The following is an 18442-nucleotide window of genomic DNA, read 5'->3' on the forward strand; positions in this document are numbered from 1 at the left end:
GAAGACAAGACACGCCCATCCACGCCGATGCGCAAGGTTGGGGGCGGAACGTGGTGGGGAACCCTCGTGCCCTGTCATGAGCCGACACAGTCGACGCTCGCTCCTTGGAACGAGGCAGCCCCAGGACGAAACCGCGCTCATGCGGTAACCAACCCACGTATGAGAGCTTGCTCAACCGTCATCTCAGTTCCGTCTCCTACCCTGCGCATCTACACTACGCCACGTCCGCCACCGCCGGGATAGTTGCCATGGAACAGGGGCTTGACACCGATCATGAGAACAGGTTGCGTAAGAAGCCTGCAGGTTGGAACGATTTACTTTCGGCACTCGGTCTTGGACCGAGTGACGCCGAAGGCCTGCGTGCCTGAGGCCATATCTCATCGTCATGATGCCAGCAGCCGGGGCAGTCGGGCAAGATTGTTAGCGGCCATGGTGAGGATGAAGCGAGCGCGCACCCGCTCGACGCCGCGATAGACGGTCTGTGCCATGCCCCCGACGGTTTTTGGCCCAGCCGAAGGCCTCCTCCGTGCGTTTGCGGTTCCTGATCGACCGGGCGTAGCCTTCGTGCTGAATGGCGCGGCCGTCGATCGCTGAATATCTCGTTTTCTGCGCGACATGTGGTGTGACACAGGCTCGCGCAGGTGGGCGACGAACTCGGCCGCGTCAAGGCCCTTGTCCGCACCAGTTGCCGGATCGACCCGGGGGAGTGACGGTGGCTCATGTTCATGGCCGCGCGTTCCGCATGACCGTCGGCCTGCGTCAGGTCGCCCTGCACGATCAGACCGGAGCGGTTCTCCATCAAGGCATGGCCCATGAAGCACAGCATCGCCCCGGTGCCGAGAGACTTCTTGCAGAGCTGCGCGTCCGGGTCGGTGGTGGAGGCATGGGCGGTGCTGGTCCGCTTCTCACCCCGGAAGTCGACCTCAGCATCGGGGTGCTGGCGGCTTGGGCGGGGCATCGGGTCGGTCCCGGTCGCTTGGAGTTGATCCTCGGTTTGGGGTGTCGGGTCCAAGCCGGCCATCCGGATCGTCATCGGGCGACGCGGCTACTGCCTCCGGCTGGAAGCTTTTCATGGATGCCCGAGCCTTGATCAGCGTCCCATCGACCGAGAGGTGATCGTCCAACGGAAGTGGCGCGACCTCGTGGTATGCCAAGGATCGCCGCCGTCACCTTGCGGGACATCTCCGTATTCAGCAGCCGATCGCGGTTCTTCGTGAACACCGTCGGCCTTCGGCCCGGGGCCTCGCCCGTTCAGGGGTGAAATCTGTCCACTGGACGGATCCTACGGCACCCTTGACCCCAGACCTGATGATCGATGCCCCGCCCCACGAACCAGCGGAACAGCAGGTTATCCTGCATCTGCTCCATCAACGGCCGCTCAGAACGGATCGAATAGAGAACCTGCATCAGGCTGACTTTCGAGGAATGCTGCTGGCAAGGGGCCTACCGCTGCAGCAGAACTTCCTGATCTTCGCTATCCCGGCGCCCCGTGCCCGCGTTGGCGGATCAGCAGCGCGAAAGCCGGGCCACACGTGCGGGGCCACGGGCGAACATTCCCTGTCCGCAATTCGCATGGCCACGGTGGAACGCTGGTTCTCACCCGAGTTCGCGGAGAAGGCGCCGGAACTGGTCGACGACATCAGGCAGCGCTTCATCTCCACTTGAGTAAAGGGCTACTGCGCCTGCTGCAGGGCGCTCGGGGCGGCGGACCTGCGCGCGGATGTGGGCGCGTTCCCGATGCCGGTCCTCGCGATCTCGGGCGAGGACGACGCGGTGTGCCCGCCATCCGATCTTGAAAGCATTGCGCGCAACGTGCGTGATGGCCGCCATGTCAGCCTGCCGGGCCGGCATATCCTGAACATCGAATCGGCCGGGGCGTTCAACGCCGCGCTGACGCGACATCTGCTGGAATGAGTTTGCCCCGCCATCACGGCGGGATCACGAGGGGGGAGAACATGACAACATCAAGATGGCTGGCCGGATGCGGCGTGGCGGGCGCGGCCTTGCTGGCCGCCGGGACCGCGCAGGCCCGGATCGACGAGGGGAGCTGCGCCGCACTGGCCGGGCTGGTCATCCCCGCCGACCGCTTCGGCATCCCGAGCGGCGAGGCCCAAGTGACCGACGCCCGCTTCCTGGCCGCGCAGGCGGAGGGCGTGGCCGATGGAAAGCGCGTGCCGGCACAACCCGACTTCTGCCGGCTGACCGGCGCCATCGGGCCGGTGTCCGACGCGCCGCCGATCCGGTTCCAGGTGAACCTGCCGGCGGAATGGATCGGCAAAGTGGTGCAATATGGCGGCGGTGGATTCAACGGCTCGCTCGTAACAGGACTGGACCCGCTGCGCGATGCGCCGCCCACGGTCCCCACGCCGCTGATGCAGGGCTACGTGACGGCGGGCACAGATTCCGGGCACGACGCCGAGGAACTGGAGGAGATTCAGGCCTTCGCCCTGAATGACGAGGCGCTGGAGAACTTCGCTCACGCCGCCTACAAGAAGCTGCACGATCTGGTGGTGGCCGTCACGGCCGAGGCATACGGGCAGGCGCTCGCCCGCTACTACTATTTCGGCGGGTCGGAAGGCGGGCGCGAAGGGCTGATGATGGCGCAGCGATATCCCCACGATTTCGACGGGATCGTCAGCGCGGTGCCGGTGATCAACTGGGTGGGCCTGATGCATGCGGGGGTCCGCATGGGGCAGTTGCAGCGGGCCGAGGGCGGCTGGCTGGATGAGGCCGCCGTCAAGGTGCTGGCCCAGGGCGCGATGGCGCAATGCGACGCGCTGGACGGCCTGGAGGACGGCGTCATCGGAAACACGCCCGCCTGCCGCGACGTGTTCGACATCGGGACGCTGGTCTGCGAGAACGGGTCGGAGGGCTGCCTGAAGCCCGCACAGGCGAAGGTCGCCGAAACGCTGCGCCAGCCGCTGGACTATGGCATGGCGCTGGCCAACGGGGTCAAGAGTTATCCCGGCCTGCCGATCGGCGGGGAGGGGCAGGCGAACGGCATGCAGCGCTGGTCCACCGGATCTGTGCCTCCCTCGGCCAAGGGGGCGGAAGAGGAAGCCCGCTCTTGGGATTACGGCAATGGCATGGTCCGCTATTTTATCGCGCAGGACGCGGAGTTCGACATGGACGGCTATCGGATGTCGGATTCCGAACCGCGTCTGCGCGAAGTGTCGGACCTGATGGACGCGACCGATCCGGACCTCTCTCGCTTCGCCGAGGGGGGTGGGAAGCTGATCCTCAAGGAGAACATGGCCGACTATGCCCAAAGCCCCGAGACGGGCATCGTGTATTATGACAGCGTCCGGGAGACGATGGGAGAAGAGGCGACAGAGACGTTCCTCCGGTTCTACACCGCCGCCGGCGCGGACCATTCCGGCCGCATCTTCAACGCCGGAGGAAAGGCGCTGCCCAGCCATGTCGACCTACTGGCGGCTCTGGATGCCTGGGTTGAACAGGGGATCGAGCCCGGCGAACTGGAACTGACGGCCCATGACGATGCCGCGCCTTTCCGAGCTGTCGCGTCACGTCCGCTATGCGTATATCCCGCTTATCCTTATGCCGTGGCAGGCCAGTTCGAGTGCAGGGTGCCGTGACATCATCCAGTGAGGTGCCGGGCGTGTCAGAGACACGGCCGGAGCCGACCTCCCGCGTCCGCGCCAACCGTTTCCACGACAAGGAAATCCCGAAGCTCGGCGGCTACTGGTGCATCGTGGCGCAGGGTCTGTGTGATGGACGTCGGAAGCGCAAGCTGGTGCGTTATCCCGGCTTGCGCGATCCGGTCGATCGATGCCTGCGATCCGGCTGGACGCCGGCGCAGATCGTCGGGCGGATGCGATACGAGCGCGCAGCGCGTCGGGTCTGCCGCGAGACGCTCTATCGCCACATCTACTTCCAAGAAGGCCGCCGGGCGAGCTCTGGCGCCCCCTGCCCTCGGGCCGTCGGAGGCGGCGTGGTTGCCGACTGCGCAAGCGCAACTTTGCGCCCGAGCTCAGCATCTTGTTCCAGCCAGACGTCGTCGCGCACCGAAAGGAGTTCGGCCACTGGGAATGTGACCTGGTGCTGTTCCGACAGAAATACGGCCCGGCAAATGTCACGACGATGATCGAACGCACGAGCCGTTTCCTTCTGGTGCTGAAGAATGAGAAAAATCGCACCAGGCCGATCATGGCCCGGATCGCACATGCTCTCATGCCCCTGCCCCGCCATGCCTGCCGCTCGGCACCGTCCGACCGCGGCTTGGCGTTCATCGACTGGCCCCATCTGCAGGCCACGGTCGGTCCCAGACCTGGTTCTGCGAGGCGCAATCGACTTGGCGAAAAGGTGCGGTGGAGAGCGCCAACAAGCGGCTGCGGCGCTGGCTCTGTCGGGACACCGATCCGAACAGCCTGTCTCAGGATCAGCTGCGCGGACTGAACGCCACGCCGCGCAAGTGTCTCGGCTTCCGCACCCCCGCCAAGGCGTTCATAGCCAACATCATCGACCGGGAAAACAGACGTGCAGATCTCTCAACCCACCCAAAGTCGCATCCGGGATAGCGCGTCCACGTCGATCCGTCAGGCCTCGATCCCAACACTGCGCAGCCTCAGCATCTCTCTCGCCTGCCGCCAGGTCGCGACCGGCCGGTCATGCCGCTCGCAGAGGCCTACTACCCGCCGCACCAGGGCCGCGTTGGACGGGGCGAGCGTCTCGCGGTCCAGGCGCACGTTGTCCTCCAAACCGGTGCGGGCGTGGCCACCTTTCTTCACCGACCATTCGTTCACGACAAGTTGGTTACGCCCGATGCCGGCCGCGCACCAGTGCGAGCCGGGCGACACGCGCTCCAGCGTCTCGATCATGAAGTCAAGCGCCCGTTCATCGGCGGGCATCGCATTCTTCACTCCCATGACGAACTGAACGTATGGCTTGGCCCGCAGCCGCCCGTCCCGAGCCATGAGCGCCGCCTGAAAGACATGCGAAAGGTCGAACGCCTCGATCTCGGGCACCACCTCGTAGGTCAGCATCTCCGCCGCCAGCCAGTCCACCAGATCGGGGGCATTTTCATAGACGCGCGTGGGGAAGTTGTTCGAACCCACAGCGAGAGACGCCATGTCGGGACACAGCGGCAGCATCCCTCCCCGGTCCCTGCCCGACCCTGACCGGCCGCCGGTCGAAAGCTGCACGATCATGCCGGGGCAATGCGTCTCGATGCCTTCCTTGAGTCGGGCGAAACGCTCAGGGTCCGCGATAGGCTTGCCCGCATCATCGCGTACATGGGCATGAACGATCGAGGCGCCGGCTTCGAAAGCTTCATGCGTGCTCTCGATCTGCTCGGCCAAGGAAATCGGCACGGCCGGATTGTCGCTTTTTTGGGGAAGTGATCCGGTGATGGCAACGCAGATGATGCAGGGGATCATTCGGAGGTCCTTTCTGAAATGGGGCCCGAGACCGGCATGTAGAACCGGCCCCCGCCATGCCCATCGGGACCGGAGCGGTCGCTCCTCCCGGCCCAGACGGTCGGTTCGAGATCGCGGTGAGAAGGCGGCCGGATCTCACCGGCATTGCTGCCCGTCCGGCAGCAGCACGGGATCGAAGCTGCCTGCAGTGGCGCAGCGCGGCGCCTAACGCTTCACCACGGTCTGGTCGATCGCGCCGAAGAGCGGCGCACCGCTCCGCAACCGGCATTCCATGCGCACCCGGTCCCCGAAGCGCATGTAGGGGGTCCGGGCCGCTCCAAGATCGAGCATCTCGATACCCCGGCGCTCCGCGATGCAGGAGGAGCCGACGTCGCGGAAATTCGCGTTCGATACGGTGCCGGACCCGATGATCGTGCCCGCGACAAGGTCGCGCGTGCGCGCGGCATGGGCGACCAGCTCGTCGAACCCCCAAGCCATCTGGTAGCCTTCCACCAGCCCGAAGCTGTCCCCATTCCATTCGACCGAAAGCGGGAGATCGACCCGCGCATCACGCCACGCATCCCCAAGCTCGTCGGGCGTGACGGCCACGGGTGCCGCCGAACAGGCGGGCTTCGCCTGCACCCAGCCGAAGCCCGTCCGCATCTCGGTCGGCGCCACCACCCGCAACGACCAATCGTTGATCTGCACCAGAAGGCGGATATGCCCGCGCGCGGCTTCGGCCCCTGTGCCCATCGGCACTGGCCCGCAGATCACGCCGAACTCCCCCTCGAAGTCGATGCCGTCCTCTTCCGACGGCAGCGGAACATCGGCCGTTGCGGGCAGGAACCGGTCGGACAGGCCCTGATACATCAGCGGCCGGTCCACGGGGCTGTCGGCCATGCCGAACACCTTGCTCATCAGGTGCCCGTGGCTTTGATAGGCCGATCCGTCCAGCCACTGCCATGCTCTCGGCAAGGGGGCCAGCGCCCGCCCCGCCTCGAAGGGGACGCCCGCACCCGCGTTCAGCGCGGCGTATTGTGCCGCCAGACCCGGAGCCAGACGCTCCCAGCCTTCAAGCAGCGTCTGCATCGTCGCCGCCGCCTCGGCAGGCATGCATCGCGTCAGATCGCGCGAGACGACGTGCAGCCGCCCATCAGGCGTGTCATCGGGCATTGTGGCAAATTTCATCTTTCTCTCCTACTTGCCGGCGCGCTCCTGCCGGTCCGCCAGATGGTCGCTGACCATGACATTGCCCTGCGCATCGATGTGCAGGGGCACCCGGGTTAGCCTCCGCCCGAGACAGGGACCCAGGATGCAGACCCCCGTCTCCGGGTCGAATACCGCGCCATGCGCGTGGCAGACGATCTGGCCCGAGCGGTTCAGATAGGCATCTGAACGCCAAGCCATTGGCGTGCCGCCCGCATAATGGGGACAGGAATCCTGAAATCCCGACAGTTTTCCGCCCCGCCGGAGGACGATCACCGCGCAGCGGGCGCCTGGACCGGGCAAGAAGCCACGGGCGGCGCCCTCCGGGATCGCATCGGACCTGCACAGATGAACCAGCCCCCTCATCCCGCCGACCCTAGAACCGTGTCGCGAAGCTGATCTGCCAGGTGTCCCCCTGGGGGCGGCTTTCCGTCTCTATCTCCTTTTGCCAGCTGATGCCAAGCAGGGCGTGGTTCGCGAAGGTGTAGTTCAGCGACGGGCCGATAGCGACGCCCTTGCCCCGGTTGCCATCGGAGGCGACGTTCGGCCCTTCATCATCGGTCAACTGCTCCAGCAGGTAGCCGGACACGGCCGCGCGGAACGAGCCGAAGTTGTAGCCGGCGGCATAGTCGATCACCAGCTCGTCGCCGGAGGTGTAGTCGGTGTCGGAATTCTCGAAGTTCTTGAGGTAGCGCACCCCGATCGCGACCTCCCAAGCGGGATCGGTCACGTCGAGGTAATGGTATCCGAACGTCGGCTGGATCGACCAGTGGTTGAGGCCGGCATTGGCCAAGCGGCCGGGATCGTAATCTCCGGTAGGCAGGGCGACGTCGATCCCAAAGACATAGGTGTGCGCTCCGCTGTGCCAGGCGAGGCCACCGGCCACCAGCACATCGGAAAGTCCCGAGGTCGAGCCGCCGTGAGACCCGGCGGAGATGTCCATGTCCAGGATGACGGGCATGACCAGCTGCCACCATACCTTGCCCCCTGCCGCCTCCCAGCCGGTGACGCCCAACAGGCGCAGCGTCTCGACCTTCACGTCCGCGCCGAAGCTTACTGGCAGGCGGTCCCCGTTGTCGTCGGTCAGCCGGTCGGCCGAGTAGTAGCTGGTCTGCGACAAGGCATAGAGTCCTTGCACGGGCGGGATCGCTCCGGAATAGAAGCCAGACGATCCGGGGGAATACTGGGTGTTCCCGTTCTCTGCGGCCTTGCCTGCAACGGGCAATAGAGCGGCGGTCAGGGCTGCGACAGCACAGCCCGGCATCAGTCGTTTCATGGACATCCTCCCAAAAGCGGCAAACCGGCCTACGGGAGCTCCCCCTCCCGTTCAGGCTGGCGGCAGATGCACATACATCTGCCAGCCGGCTCCCCAACGATTAATCGGGAACTGGTCATTCACATAATTGATATTAATCATATAATGTATTAACATTGTGAATAACAATTTCGCGGCCCTAGTTGGGTACGAGAGGCCGCAGACGTGGGGCATGAACTTGGGGCCCGCTCCGCCGTCCTCAGTCCGCCCTTCCTGTGCACGTGGTGGCGCCGGCCGAAGGTGTGCGCATCTTCTGTCGGGAAGTGAAGCGCCCCGTGTCGGCGTTCGTCACAGATGCCCGTTCGCGTGGTCGGGATCCGCAGCAGCCGCCTTCACCACCGTCTCGCGCAGCCAGCGGATCGCGGGGTCGTTTGACCGGTAGCTGTGCCACTGGGCGCATTGGCGCATTTTCGGGATGGCGAAAGGCAGCTCCAGCATCTTCAGCGGCAGCGTGCGGATCACCCGCTTGGCCAGCCGCCGGTGCAGGATCGCGATCCGGTCCGTTCCGACGACAAGCGCCGGTAGCGCAAGGAAACTGAAGCTGACGACGTCGACGTTGCGTCGGATCCCCAGAGCCTGGATCGCCTGGCTTTCAAAAGAAGGGACGTCGATAGACGGAAGCATCACAGCATGACGCTCGCGCAAGAACGCGTCAAGCGTCAGGATTTCCGAGATTCGCGGATGCGCCCGATCCACAACGGCAACGAAGCTTTCCTCGAAAAGGATCTCCATAGGATGTTCCTGCGAAGCGTAGTTCTCAGGGATCACCAGCAGGTCCGCCTCCCCCCGTTCGAGCACCCGGTCGGGCTGGTCGGTCTGCGGCAGGAACTGGAATTGCAAGGCCCCCTGCCCCGCGATATGTAAGAAATCCGCCAGCAGCGTCATTACCGTATAATCCGAGGCGAGGATACGGAACAAGCGGTCCGAGGTGCGGGGATCGAAGTCGGGCGCCGCTATAATCGACGCCTCGACCCGGACGAGAATGTCGCGCACCGGCTCCACCAGCACCTCCGCCCTAGGTGTCAGCTCCAGCCGGCGACCGACCTGCACAAGAAGGTCATCGCCGAAATAGGCGCGTAGCCGCGAGAGCGCGTTACTCATCGCGGACTGGGTAATTTTCATCTTCTCCGCCGCACGGCTGACATTACGCTCGGTCAGCAGCAGATCCAGCGCTGCAAGAAGGTTCAGGTCAAGATTCTTGAAGCGCATGACATCACCAAAACAGATAGCTAGAGTGGATCAGATTTATTTGCCATATGGAAGAGGTGTTATGATTCCACCATCTTAGACATGGATGCAGCCACATGGTGCGCCTGGCGATGTTGCCGCGGGCGTGCGTGAGGCGTGAGGCAACATGACAATCGAGTGGCGAATGGCAATCGCGTTGTGGTCCTCGGGGGCTGGCTGCGTTGCGTGTCCACGACCCTCACCCTGCACCGGCGCGGCTTCGACGTGCGGCTTTAGGAACGGCAGGCGGAGCCAAAGGCGATCGGCAGCGCGGTGCTGGTGAGCGTTCCCGTTCTGGCAACCCCGCGGTCTTCCGGGACTGACGTGGCCAGTTTGGCCTACCGACCATGACCCCTTTTGAGAGCAGTCGCGGCAAGACCCAAGCGGCCCTTCACTTCGACGCCGAGGTCGGGGCGCGGATGGGCATCGGCGGCCGTCACTATGACGTGCTGCGCTCCTCGGCCTTTCCGAAGGCAGGATCGTTACGGGCTATGAAATCCGATCTTTAAGAGGAGACCGCACAGGGCGTCGCGGTTCACTCCAAGAGCGGTGTCCGGGTCGATGCGGACATGCGCGTGGGTACCGACAGCATCCGCCGGGTGGCTTGCATGGTGCGACCATGTCGAGGGAGTGCCACCGAACTATGGCGACTTGTCGCATGACTGGCGTCAGCAGGTCAGCTTCTTCCCGATGCTGCATGAAGGCAAGCGCGGCTTTGAGTGGTGGGTGGTCGAACCTGCGAAGGAAGCAGATCTACCTCCTGCCTACCCAGTTGCATCGAAGCAAGTTGCTGGAAGAACTGGATCGAGCCGATCCCGAAGCTGCTGGAGGGGGCGGTTCCGACACGCAGATCTTCCGGTGGAAGATCTACAACCGCCCTCGCTGAAGTCTTGGTCGACGGGCCGTATCGATCACGTCGAGGATGCCGTACATCCGGTCTCGCCCTATGCGGCCTATGGCATCTGGATGGCGCTCGAGGACGGTCACTTTTTGGCGAGCTCCTCGAGGGGTAGATCTGCGTGACGGCAGGCCGTCTCCCGCAGCTTTGCGCGTCACGAGGCGCAGCGGGAGGACTGTGTGAACAATATGGTCGATTTCGTGCAAAGCTTGGAAAGGTGTTCCACGGCCTGCCGCGCCGCCTCGCGAAGCTGCGTGACCTCGTGTTCGACCACACACCCTGCTTAGGAAGATCGGGTCACGGAATACTTTAAGGGCGCCGAGCACGAGTCGCTCTCGCTCTCAGAACTTTCCGTCGTATGATGTCTTACCGGAGAACCTTGATCGAGCGGCGGTTGTCGCGTGCCATGGTGGAAGCGCCCGACACCGATTGTCTTCCCCTCGCCGGGTTCCGCAAAATAAACCGCCTCGGGCCTGGTCCTTCTAGGAAAAAGTGCAGCTGGTCCGTAAAACCGGCGACGGCGCGACGAGTGGTCTCGGATACGCTTTTTGAAGCACAGACAGGGTGGAGAGCCTAGGTGTCAGATCCCACGGTTTGTTGCTCGAACGTGAACGGATCAGGCGCAGGACCCACCGGACCCGCGCAGACGCAAGGCGGGACGCGTTCGATTACGTTGAGAGGTTCTGCAATTGGAAGCGCACGTGTGCGAGGAACGGGAGGCTGTCGCCCGCCGAATTTAAACGGCGGCAGATGATGAGACTTGAAGGCGTTTGGGAAATTTCGGGCTATTCAATCAGTCGATCGAAAGCGGGCCCTCAGCCTTTATGACAACATATGGTTCCCCGCCTCAATCCTACTTCCGATCCTCTCCTGCGGCACGCTCGAACTTCCCGGCCAGTTCCTCGAGGTCACCCATAAAGAACCGAGACGCCGGATCTCCGACCATGTCCCGTTTAGCTGGAGATCGACTCCAACGGAGGCTTTTCCAAGTTTGCGCCGGTTGCTCCGTACGCGTGTGGGATGTTCGGCGTGAGTAGCCTTCTGACAGCGTGCCCGCGGTCACAGTTTGCGGCAAGACGACTTCCGTCATCTCTTACCTACGCCACCGCCCCGGGTTCGGCTGCATCTCCGCACAAGGAACTATGTTTGAGTCCCGTCCTAACGGCACCACAACGTTCAACGCCTGACAGTCCCGCTTGTCACCTACCGTCCGATCCAGTTCGCAAAATGCTCTTGAGCCGCCATATAGGTGCATCTCCCTTGAAGCTTTGGTGAGGCGTGACGCGCAGGCAAACTGCCGGATCGGGGCCCTTCTGCGTTCTGTGAATGCGCAGAGGGTCGTCTCCGGCAACCCCGCGCCGTGTCGTCACCGGGGAAGCCGTCAGTGAGCACCTGCCGCAGCCAACTCTCCATCTCGGATGCACCTGTCGTTCCGGTCCAGCCGCGATAGGCCGCAGACGCTCCCGGCCATCTTCTTGTGACCGCGGTCACGCTGGCAGGCCATGGGGCGCTCGCCACCGCTGGAGGTGAAGTTCGCTGGATCCTCTGCGCCGCTTCGTTTGCCAAGCCTCCACGCATGATCCGCCGGCCTTGTAGCGGCGATGTATTGTGACGTGGATTGTACGCCCCGCGGGATTTGATCGCCGGACGTTAACGCTCCCGTAGCCGCCGGGTATCGGTGATGATACTCGAAGGCTTTGCCCCCGAAAAGCGCAGCGTGTTCCGCCATGTATGTCATGAGGGCTTCGATGCCGTCGCGAACCGGTCCAGCAATGAGAAGGGATCGAAGCTCTCCCGTCGCTTCCCGCTGATCAAGCTCCGGAAGTAAGCCTCCATGTTCCTGATCCTGCCATGCATATTCACCATCACCATCACCGAAACCGCAGCCGCGATGGCACCTAAGTTTGAAGAGGCTTCATCGTGCAATGCGGATCTGATGCCGATCATGGGAGCCAACTGCCGCCCTAATAAGACGATGTCGGACTCTGTGCGCAGTGGCCTTTCGGCAAAGCACAATGCGTCCGGGCAGGCACTGGACAGTTTCTCCAGCAAGGTCGCGACCTCGCCCTGGGTCCACACGCTCGATGCGTTAGAGCCTTTCTTATCAATTTCCTCTGTTTTAGACCTAGAATGATCACGGTCATTCTGACCGCCAGAGCCGGCCATTTTTGCAGGACCTTCGGCTCCAGACAGATCGATGTCGGCTTGGCTTTCGGGGCGGGGCAGGGGGATTGGAGCGCGTTGGGAGGCGCCGTCGCCAATCGTCTTTTCAATGAGTTTGGACAGGAACGCCCGAAGACGGTCGCGGAGTTCGCGGAGCTGATCGACCGGCAGCTTGCGCCGGACACACTTCCTTGCGTCGGCGAGCATGCCTGGATCCACATCTTCCTTCTCGAGGCGCGCGAGGAGATCCTTGATTTGAGTAGCGAGATGACGGCACTCGAGGGCGTTCCGGTTGTGGAGTTCGAGGGCGCCAAGCCACCGGTCTCGCGCGTCGATCATGGGCTGGAGATCGAACCCGAAGGCAATGCTGTCACCTGAAGACGTCCCGCGGCTCACGTAGCGTTTGCAATTCGGGCTGTCGCGGCGCTTGAGGATCCCGATCTCCACGAGATCCATAACATGACGACGAATGGTCCTCTCGCTGACGCCGGCGAGTCGGCGCATCAACTCTCGTGTGGATGCGAAGCAGATCGTCCCCCGGCCCTGCCTGAGGCAGCTGATCATGGCAGCGAGGGTCTGCATGACCTTCGGCTTGAGCCCGAGGCTTGGGGCCGCGTCGCGGATCATCTGGTAAATAGCCCATGTTTGATCTGAGTTGCCCTTGGGCACTGCAACATCGTTCGCTCCGGGATGGGAACGTTGAATAAGTTTTTTGAATGTCATGGTCGTTACCGGCCGAACCGCGGAGCCGAGAGTAGTCCCTCCTCCTTGCTCACGAAAGAGTGGGCAAACCTTACCCAACTCCCGAAACGGAAGCTATTGACGGGCACAGTGGAGGCTGGTAGGCATGAAGGTGCAAAAACGTGACTACCGGGCTCTCCAGGGATTTCTCTGGGGGGCTCTTTTCTTATGTGCGGTCTGTAGCGGTCCTCCTTTCGTTGTTGAATGTTGGATCAAATAGATAGGGCAGGGGGCTCACCCCTTGCCCCGGCTCTCCGTCCAGCGATCGTGAAGTAGGCGCACGATTTCGTCCGCGTTCTCCTCGAACCACTGTCCGAACTGGGGCTGATGTCGCAAGGAGACATTCAGCGAAAGACTTCGACCGGTCTTCTTCAGCGTCCCGACGTGACGTCCGGAGAGGGCGAGGGGCCTCGAAGCGGTAGGACCGGACTTTGTCGTTGTGCCCGCGGGCACAACGACATTCGCCTTCGGGGGAGCAGTGCCATCCCTGACGGATTCCTCAATGATTTTCTTGGCTTGTCGAAATATATTACCAAAACGGTCCGAGCCGGTGCTGTGGGATGACTGCTCGGCCTTGGGGATCAGGCGACGCAGGTCGACGCCGTCGTCGCGTGCGATCTGCGCAAGTTCAGTCCAGAGCCGGCGGCCGATGTCAGGGGCCGCCCCGATGTGCAGGATCACGTCGAGGGGCACGTTGTCGACGACCGTCGACATCTTGGAGATCGCCGTCCGGTCGATGCCGAGAGCGTCTTGGATGACTTGAGAGTCGTATCCTGCGGATTTCAGCTCGCGTACGAAGAGCGCCTTCTCAATGTAGGACGGGTCGACCCGAAGATTGTTCTCCTGACCCTGAGCGAGGATGGCGGCATCCTCGGCGAGATGCCGGACGATCGCCTTTACCCGGGCGGCCGGGCCGATCTTGCGGATCGCAGCGAGGCGGCGCCGCCCATAGACGATGATGAAGCGGTTCATGCTGTCCGGATGGGGCCGCACAAGGATGGGCACTTGCTGCCCATGCGTGCGGATGCTTTCGGAGAGCCTGGCAATTTCGACAGGATCGAGTTCTATACGATCCTGAACGCCCGAGTCTATGATCAGCGACGGATCCAGTTCCTGGATGCCGCTCTCGCTCATGTCCCGCAGGCTGCTGCCCAGGGTCTCCAACGCCGGCGCACCGTGCCTGCGGGGAGGTAGTGCGGCAAGCGGAGCCTGGGAAGGTGCGGCAAGCGGAGCCTGGGAAGGTGCGGCAGGCGGAGCCTGGGAAGGTGCGGCAGGCGGAAGCTGGTGGGAGAGGGCCGTCTCGAAGATATTCTTGCGTCCCATCAGGTCCTGCCCCACGACCGCTGGATGAGACCCTCGATCTCGTCGGACACGGCGTTGCAGCTCTGGACGGCGCGTTCGATGGTCTTCTTCACGAAATTGCCCGGGTCGACCTCGTACACCGTCTGCTGGGTCATGCCCGCGTCGCTGATGGCCGTCGACTTCAGCATCGGCTCCGTAAGGACCTCGTCCTCGAGGATGGCCCGCAGATAGGCTGCCATTTGGGTCTGCGGACCGTCCGAAGGCTCGTAGCGTGTCAGGAGGAACTTCACGAAGTTCCAGCTGATGGGCTCCGACCGGTTCGTGTGGTGCTGGATCGTCCGGAAGAGGTCGCCGGCCAGGCTCAGGAACTGCGACATGGAAGCGATGTCGAGCATACTTGGAACCACGGTAACGACAAGGGCGGAGGATGCCGCGAGAGCCGTGAGAGTGGTGAAGCCGAGCTGGGGCGGGCAGTCGATGATGACGAGGTCGTAATCATGCTCGACCCTACTGAGCTGGATCGTCAGGCGTTCGGCGAAGGTGGGCGTGATCCTCTGCCCAAGCGCATATGCCGTGTTGGTTTCATATTCGGAAAGGACCAGGCCAGCTGGGACGAGGTCCAGATTGTGGAAGTAGGTCTTCTTGATGACGTGTTCGATGCCGACCTGATCCTGATCGTAACGCAGGCAGTCGTAGAGGGTGCCCTTGTCCTGGAACTCGATCTCGGGGCGGTAGCCGAACATGGTGGTGGCAGAAGCCTGCGCATCCGCATCGATGAGGAGCACCCTGTATCCGCGAAGGGCAAGGCGCTGCGCCACGTGGCAACTGGAGGTGGACTTCCCAGACCCGCCTTTGAAGTTGACGAAGCTCAGGACCTGCAACGCATCGCCCGGTTGACGCCCCGGCCGGTAGGTCAGGACATTCTTGCCGGTGGCATACATCCGGTCGCGGATCTGGTCGATCTTCTCCGCCGAGAACCAGCGATGACCGCGAGTGTCCGTGATCGGCTGAGGGAAGTCCGGGTCATCCGCCAACCGGGTGTTCAGGTTCGAGATGGAGATTCCCGTGAGCTCCGACACCTCCCGTGCGGAGAACAGCCTGAGCGTCTTCCGCTCGTCCGGTCGAAACGCGTTTTTCATCTGGCGATCTAGCGAGCTCGCGAGACTCTCGGCGAACTGGGAGATTCGGTCGGAGTTGAAGCTCCGCTCCAGAAGGCTCATCTCGTTCATTCCTGCCTCATACACGGCCCTCCAAGGGCTCTTGCGCGATCTTGTATGCCTCTAAACTGTTTTGATTGATGGATCCATACAAGACAGTCAGAGGCAACTAAGACCAGAATTGCCATGCATCTCGCGCTTGGGCAACTGTTATCTTTCCCTGATGTGGATAATCACAGCTTCGTATCGGTTCATCGGCAACCATGTCGGCAGATCGTGCCAGGCTGGCGAACCGGTGCATCGGCATGAACTCTCAGGACTGGAACGCCGTGTCCGTCAACTGGCGCAGGACGACCCTGTCTGTCACCTTCCGATGTCGATGCCAGGCGTCGGCGCGGTCGTGGCGCTGCCCTAACGTTCCGCCGTTGATGATCGCCCTTGATTTGCGTCGCCGAAGAAGGTCCGGCCATGGGTCGGCCTCACGCCTTCACGCAACCAGTCAGGCGAACACGGCGTCTCGGGCGGAGTCATCGAAGTAGGGGACGTTAACCTGAGGCGCGCTGTGCCAGGCAGCAACCGTCATGATGCTTCGTGGCAGCGCGACATGGCGGAGAACATGGGCCGCGAAGGTTGCGTCCCATCAAGGTGCGAAGCGAGCCATGGTGGCCCTTGCCCGGCGCATCGGGGAATAGTTGCGATGTTTGAGGACGTCGACACCGAGTTGAAGCAACGGATCGACAGCCTGATCAAGGAGCTTGAAGGCAGGATCATCCGGGCTGTCGCGAGCGATGATCACCTGTTGGAAATGGCCACCGATCTCCGTTCCATCCCCGGGATCAGCCCTGTTTCCAATACAATGCTGATTGCCGAAATGCCCGAGATCGGTACCATCACCGGTGAAGAAGCGGCCGCACTCACTGAGTTGGCCCCGATCGCGCATGAGAGCGGAACCCTTTGTGGGAACGGGCGATCGCCGTGCTCTCCGGCACGTGATGTTCCAAACGGCCCTGGTTGCGGCCCATCATAACTCTCCCTGAGGTCCTTCGCAGATCGACTTCGCAAGGCAGGTAAACCGCACAAGGTCATCATCACCGCTGCCAGAAAGCTGGTCAACGTCGCCAATGCATTGTGCGAAAGCCTTCAGAAATAGGCGGCATATCCAACCTGACAGATACAATACCTAGGCTCCAGACCCATTGATTTCAGGCTGTTGGCGTGATTCAGGCTCCGCGAGGAGACCTGATCGATGAACAGTCTTTGCTGGCTGAGCGATGCGCAGATGGAGCGCTTGAAGCCCTTCTTTCCGAAAAGCCATGGCGAGCCGCGCCTCGATGATCGACGGGTGCTCAGCGGCATGATCTTCGTCAATCGCAACGGGTTGCGCTGGTGCGATGCGCCAAGGGAATATGGCCCGCACAAGATCCTCTACAACCGCTGGAACCGCCGGAGCGACAACCGGGTTTTCGGCCGGATCATGATGGGCCTGGCCTCCGAGAGCGCCGAGCACAAGGCAATCATGATGCGACCGATCTGAAGGCGCATCGCACGGCCTCGAGCCTGCGGGTCAAAAGGGGGGCGTGATCGCCAGATCGGCTGCACAAAAGGCGGCATGAACACCAAGTTGCATGCCGTCACGGACGCGAGGGGACGGCCGATCGGGTTCTGCATGTCGGCCGGACAGGTGAGCGATTGCACGGGCGCTGCGGCGCTGCTGGGCGGTTTGCCGAAGGCGGATTGGCTTTTGGCGGATCGAGGCTATGATGCGGATTGGCATCAGGGATGCGCTAAAAGACAAGGGAATAAAGGTCTGCATCCCCGGCCGGAAGTCCCGCAAGACGGCCGTGAAATACGACATGCGGCGCAACCGAATGGAGATCATGTTCGGACGCCTCAAGTATTAGCGGCGGGTCGCCATCCGTTACGACCGAGGCCCGGAGACGTTCTTCTCCGCCATTGCTCTCGCAGCCACCGTCTTGTTCTGGCTCTGAAACTCAATGGGTCTGGAGCCTAAGTATGCAGCGCGGTTGGTAGAGCGCGGAACCAGGCCGTCTCTTGAACCTGACTTTCCGGGGGGGGGAGGTATCGCAAATCTCCTTACCGTGCTCGACGAGATTGAAAAGGTCGGACCAGTTCAAGGCACCAAGGGGGCAGCTATAGCCTGACGGGATCGCTTCTCCCGTTCTTGGAAACCCTGACGGCAAAGGGCTGGAATTGTCCCCGTTTCCAGCTGCCCTTCGATGTGAGTTGGGTATCGTGGGTTGACGACGTCCAACGACGTTACACAGCTTTCCTCCCCGTTCCGAAGCCGATGTCGCGCCCTCGTCCTGCGTGACCTGATGCAGAAGGACCTTCGGGCCTTCGTCTTGCGTGAACGGTCGCGGAGGTCGCTGTCGGATGCGGTGACCATGGGCGTTCTCGATGCTCTCGACCGAATCGCGAGCCTGAACCGGCCTGAAAACCTCCGCACCGTGATCCGCATGCTCCAGTTGGCGGAGCTGCAGGACGCTCGATTGATGGTGCATTGATATGACTCAGATGTTGGAGTCCAAGCTGGTCGCAGACGTTGTCACGCGTCGTCTTCCGCCGCACAGCGGGCTCGATTACGTCCAAGACCACACCAGTGCCGGTGAACTTGGCTTTGAACTGCCCTGAGGCTACTGGAACGCTTGGGGGCGGTGGAGAAGGCTTCTGGACCGCGGATGCCGAAGCTGTGCTCTGGAGGCATCCGGACCTGCTAAATCCGCTCGCCGATTTCGATAGCGAGCCTCGGCTTGTCGCCCTCGCAAACCGCTCGGTCGCGACCCAGCCGGAGGATGTCGTCCGCTATATCCTGCGTCCGCTCCTGGGCGATTGTGTTGAAAAGCACCTGTTGATCGGCGGGTCTGGGGCTGGTTCACTTCCATTCGTAGGCGGTGGAGGTGATCGGGATGATGGGATCGCGGCAGGTGGCGCAGGGCGCTCTGTTCTAGCAGTTCTCCCTTGAGGATCACGTCCCGCAGGACCACCTGATCCGGGCCATCGACCGGTTCGTGGATCTGGGCGGCATCCGCCAGCATCT

General features: G+C 62.6%; 14 protein-coding genes and 4 pseudogenes. 9 read left to right on the forward strand and 9 right to left on the reverse strand.

What is annotated here, in order from left to right; translation table 11 throughout:
* Window positions 1-383 precede the first annotated feature (383 nt).
* Window positions 384-1419: pseudogene (locus tag ACSHZY_RS17210) on the reverse strand (IS5 family transposase); the annotation flags it as partial.
* Between ACSHZY_RS17210 and ACSHZY_RS17215 the strand changes: the two are divergent.
* From ACSHZY_RS17215 to ACSHZY_RS17225, 3 genes are all read left to right on the forward strand, one after another.
* Window positions 1309-1665, forward strand: coding sequence for a hypothetical protein (locus tag ACSHZY_RS17215; protein WP_435171229.1), 357 nt, complete (start codon window positions 1309-1311; stop codon window positions 1663-1665). The pseudogene ACSHZY_RS17210 and the gene ACSHZY_RS17215 sit on opposite strands and share 111 nt — an antisense overlap.
* A 72-nt stretch (window positions 1666-1737) precedes the next feature.
* Window positions 1738-1914, forward strand: a complete 177-nt coding sequence (locus tag ACSHZY_RS17220; protein WP_435171231.1) for an alpha/beta fold hydrolase — start codon at window positions 1738-1740, stop codon at window positions 1912-1914.
* Between the two features lie 41 nt (window positions 1915-1955).
* Window positions 1956-3596 (forward strand): tannase/feruloyl esterase family alpha/beta hydrolase, encoded by a 1641-nt coding sequence (locus tag ACSHZY_RS17225; protein ID WP_435171233.1) that lies wholly within the window; start codon window positions 1956-1958, stop codon window positions 3594-3596.
* A 960-nt stretch (window positions 3597-4556) separates the two neighbouring features.
* Here ACSHZY_RS17225 and ACSHZY_RS17230 read toward each other — a convergent pair.
* The 5 genes from ACSHZY_RS17230 to ACSHZY_RS17250 all read right to left on the reverse strand — a co-directional run bounded on the left by ACSHZY_RS17230 (window position 4557) and on the right by ACSHZY_RS17250 (window position 9105).
* Window positions 4557-5396 (reverse strand): 3-keto-5-aminohexanoate cleavage protein, encoded by an 840-nt coding sequence (locus ACSHZY_RS17230; protein WP_435171235.1) that lies wholly within the window; start codon window positions 5394-5396, stop codon window positions 4557-4559.
* 204 nt (window positions 5397-5600) lie between these two features.
* On the reverse strand, window positions 5601-6563 hold the full coding sequence (locus ACSHZY_RS17235) for a fumarylacetoacetate hydrolase family protein (RefSeq protein ID WP_435171237.1): 963 nt from the start codon (window positions 6561-6563) through the stop codon (window positions 5601-5603).
* Between the two features lie 9 nt (window positions 6564-6572).
* A complete protein-coding gene (locus ACSHZY_RS17240) occupies window positions 6573-6947 on the reverse strand; it encodes a Rieske (2Fe-2S) protein (protein ID WP_435171239.1) in 375 nt (124 codons plus the stop codon).
* Window positions 6948-6957: 10 nt separating this feature from the next.
* Window positions 6958-7857, reverse strand: coding sequence for a SphA family protein (locus ACSHZY_RS17245; RefSeq protein WP_435171241.1), 900 nt, complete (start codon window positions 7855-7857; stop codon window positions 6958-6960).
* A gap of 327 nt (window positions 7858-8184) precedes the next feature.
* Window positions 8185-9105: a LysR family transcriptional regulator gene (locus ACSHZY_RS17250; RefSeq protein WP_435171243.1), complete on the reverse strand. Its 921-nt coding sequence runs from the start codon at window positions 9103-9105 to the stop codon at window positions 8185-8187.
* A 365-nt stretch (window positions 9106-9470) separates the two neighbouring features.
* Between ACSHZY_RS17250 and ACSHZY_RS17255 the strand changes: the two genes are divergently transcribed.
* Together ACSHZY_RS17255 and ACSHZY_RS17260 are read left to right on the forward strand one after the other, a co-directional pair.
* Entirely contained in the window at window positions 9471-9632 is a 162-nt protein-coding gene (locus ACSHZY_RS17255; RefSeq protein WP_435171244.1) for a hypothetical protein, read from the forward strand.
* A gap of 986 nt (window positions 9633-10618) precedes the next feature.
* A pseudogene (locus ACSHZY_RS17260) lies at window positions 10619-10849 on the forward strand (hypothetical protein); the annotation flags it as partial.
* 906 nt (window positions 10850-11755) lie between these two features.
* Here the strand turns inward: ACSHZY_RS17260 and repC are convergent.
* From repC to repA, 3 genes are all read right to left on the reverse strand, one after another.
* A complete protein-coding gene (gene repC, locus ACSHZY_RS17265) occupies window positions 11756-12907 on the reverse strand; it encodes a plasmid replication protein RepC (protein ID WP_435171247.1) in 1152 nt (383 codons plus the stop codon).
* Window positions 12908-13159: 252 nt separating this feature from the next.
* Window positions 13160-14248: a plasmid partitioning protein RepB gene (gene repB / locus ACSHZY_RS17270; protein WP_435171248.1), complete on the reverse strand. Its 1089-nt coding sequence runs from the start codon at window positions 14246-14248 to the stop codon at window positions 13160-13162.
* Window positions 14248-15447, reverse strand: coding sequence for a plasmid partitioning protein RepA (repA, locus tag ACSHZY_RS17275; protein ID WP_435171250.1), 1200 nt, complete (start codon window positions 15445-15447; stop codon window positions 14248-14250). Before repA ends, repB begins: the two co-directional genes overlap by 1 nt.
* Window positions 15448-15685: 238 nt before the next feature.
* Here repA and ACSHZY_RS17280 point away from each other — a divergent pair.
* The 4 genes and pseudogenes from ACSHZY_RS17280 to ACSHZY_RS17295 all read left to right on the forward strand — a co-directional run.
* Window positions 15686-16067 (forward strand): annotated as a pseudogene (locus tag ACSHZY_RS17280) (transposase); the annotation flags it as partial.
* A gap of 14 nt (window positions 16068-16081) precedes the next feature.
* Window positions 16082-16411, forward strand: coding sequence for a transposase (locus tag ACSHZY_RS17285; RefSeq protein WP_435171251.1), 330 nt, complete (start codon window positions 16082-16084; stop codon window positions 16409-16411).
* Window positions 16412-16630: 219 nt separating this feature from the next.
* Window positions 16631-17372: pseudogene (locus ACSHZY_RS17290) on the forward strand (IS5 family transposase).
* A 348-nt stretch (window positions 17373-17720) separates the two neighbouring features.
* Entirely contained in the window at window positions 17721-17909 is a 189-nt protein-coding gene (locus ACSHZY_RS17295; protein ID WP_435171253.1) for a hypothetical protein, read from the forward strand.
* The last annotated feature ends 533 nt before the right edge of the window (window positions 17910-18442 follow it).

It is taken from the genome of Falsirhodobacter sp. 1013 (assembly GCF_051195255.1).
Lineage (GTDB): Bacteria > Pseudomonadota > Alphaproteobacteria > Rhodobacterales > Rhodobacteraceae > Falsirhodobacter.

Coding starts and splice junctions, on each gene's coding strand:
- ACSHZY_RS17215 (WP_435171229.1), top strand. CDS start 1,309: ATGATCGATGCCCCGCCCCACGAACCAGCGGAACAGCAGGTTATCCTG.
- ACSHZY_RS17220 (WP_435171231.1), top strand. CDS start 1,738: ATGCCGGTCCTCGCGATCTCGGGCGAGGACGACGCGGTGTGCCCGCCA.
- ACSHZY_RS17225 (WP_435171233.1), top strand. CDS start 1,956: ATGACAACATCAAGATGGCTGGCCGGATGCGGCGTGGCGGGCGCGGCC.
- ACSHZY_RS17230 (WP_435171235.1), bottom strand. CDS start 5,396: ATGATCCCCTGCATCATCTGCGTTGCCATCACCGGATCACTTCCCCAA.
- ACSHZY_RS17235 (WP_435171237.1), bottom strand. CDS start 6,563: ATGAAATTTGCCACAATGCCCGATGACACGCCTGATGGGCGGCTGCAC.
- ACSHZY_RS17240 (WP_435171239.1), bottom strand. CDS start 6,947: ATGAGGGGGCTGGTTCATCTGTGCAGGTCCGATGCGATCCCGGAGGGC.
- ACSHZY_RS17245 (WP_435171241.1), bottom strand. CDS start 7,857: ATGAAACGACTGATGCCGGGCTGTGCTGTCGCAGCCCTGACCGCCGCT.
- ACSHZY_RS17250 (WP_435171243.1), bottom strand. CDS start 9,105: ATGCGCTTCAAGAATCTTGACCTGAACCTTCTTGCAGCGCTGGATCTG.
- ACSHZY_RS17255 (WP_435171244.1), top strand. CDS start 9,471: ATGACCCCTTTTGAGAGCAGTCGCGGCAAGACCCAAGCGGCCCTTCAC.
- repC (WP_435171247.1), bottom strand. CDS start 12,907: ATGACATTCAAAAAACTTATTCAACGTTCCCATCCCGGAGCGAACGAT.
- repB (WP_435171248.1), bottom strand. CDS start 14,248: ATGGGACGCAAGAATATCTTCGAGACGGCCCTCTCCCACCAGCTTCCG.
- repA (WP_435171250.1), bottom strand. CDS start 15,447: ATGAGCCTTCTGGAGCGGAGCTTCAACTCCGACCGAATCTCCCAGTTC.
- ACSHZY_RS17285 (WP_435171251.1), top strand. CDS start 16,082: ATGTTTGAGGACGTCGACACCGAGTTGAAGCAACGGATCGACAGCCTG.
- ACSHZY_RS17295 (WP_435171253.1), top strand. CDS start 17,721: ATGCAGAAGGACCTTCGGGCCTTCGTCTTGCGTGAACGGTCGCGGAGG.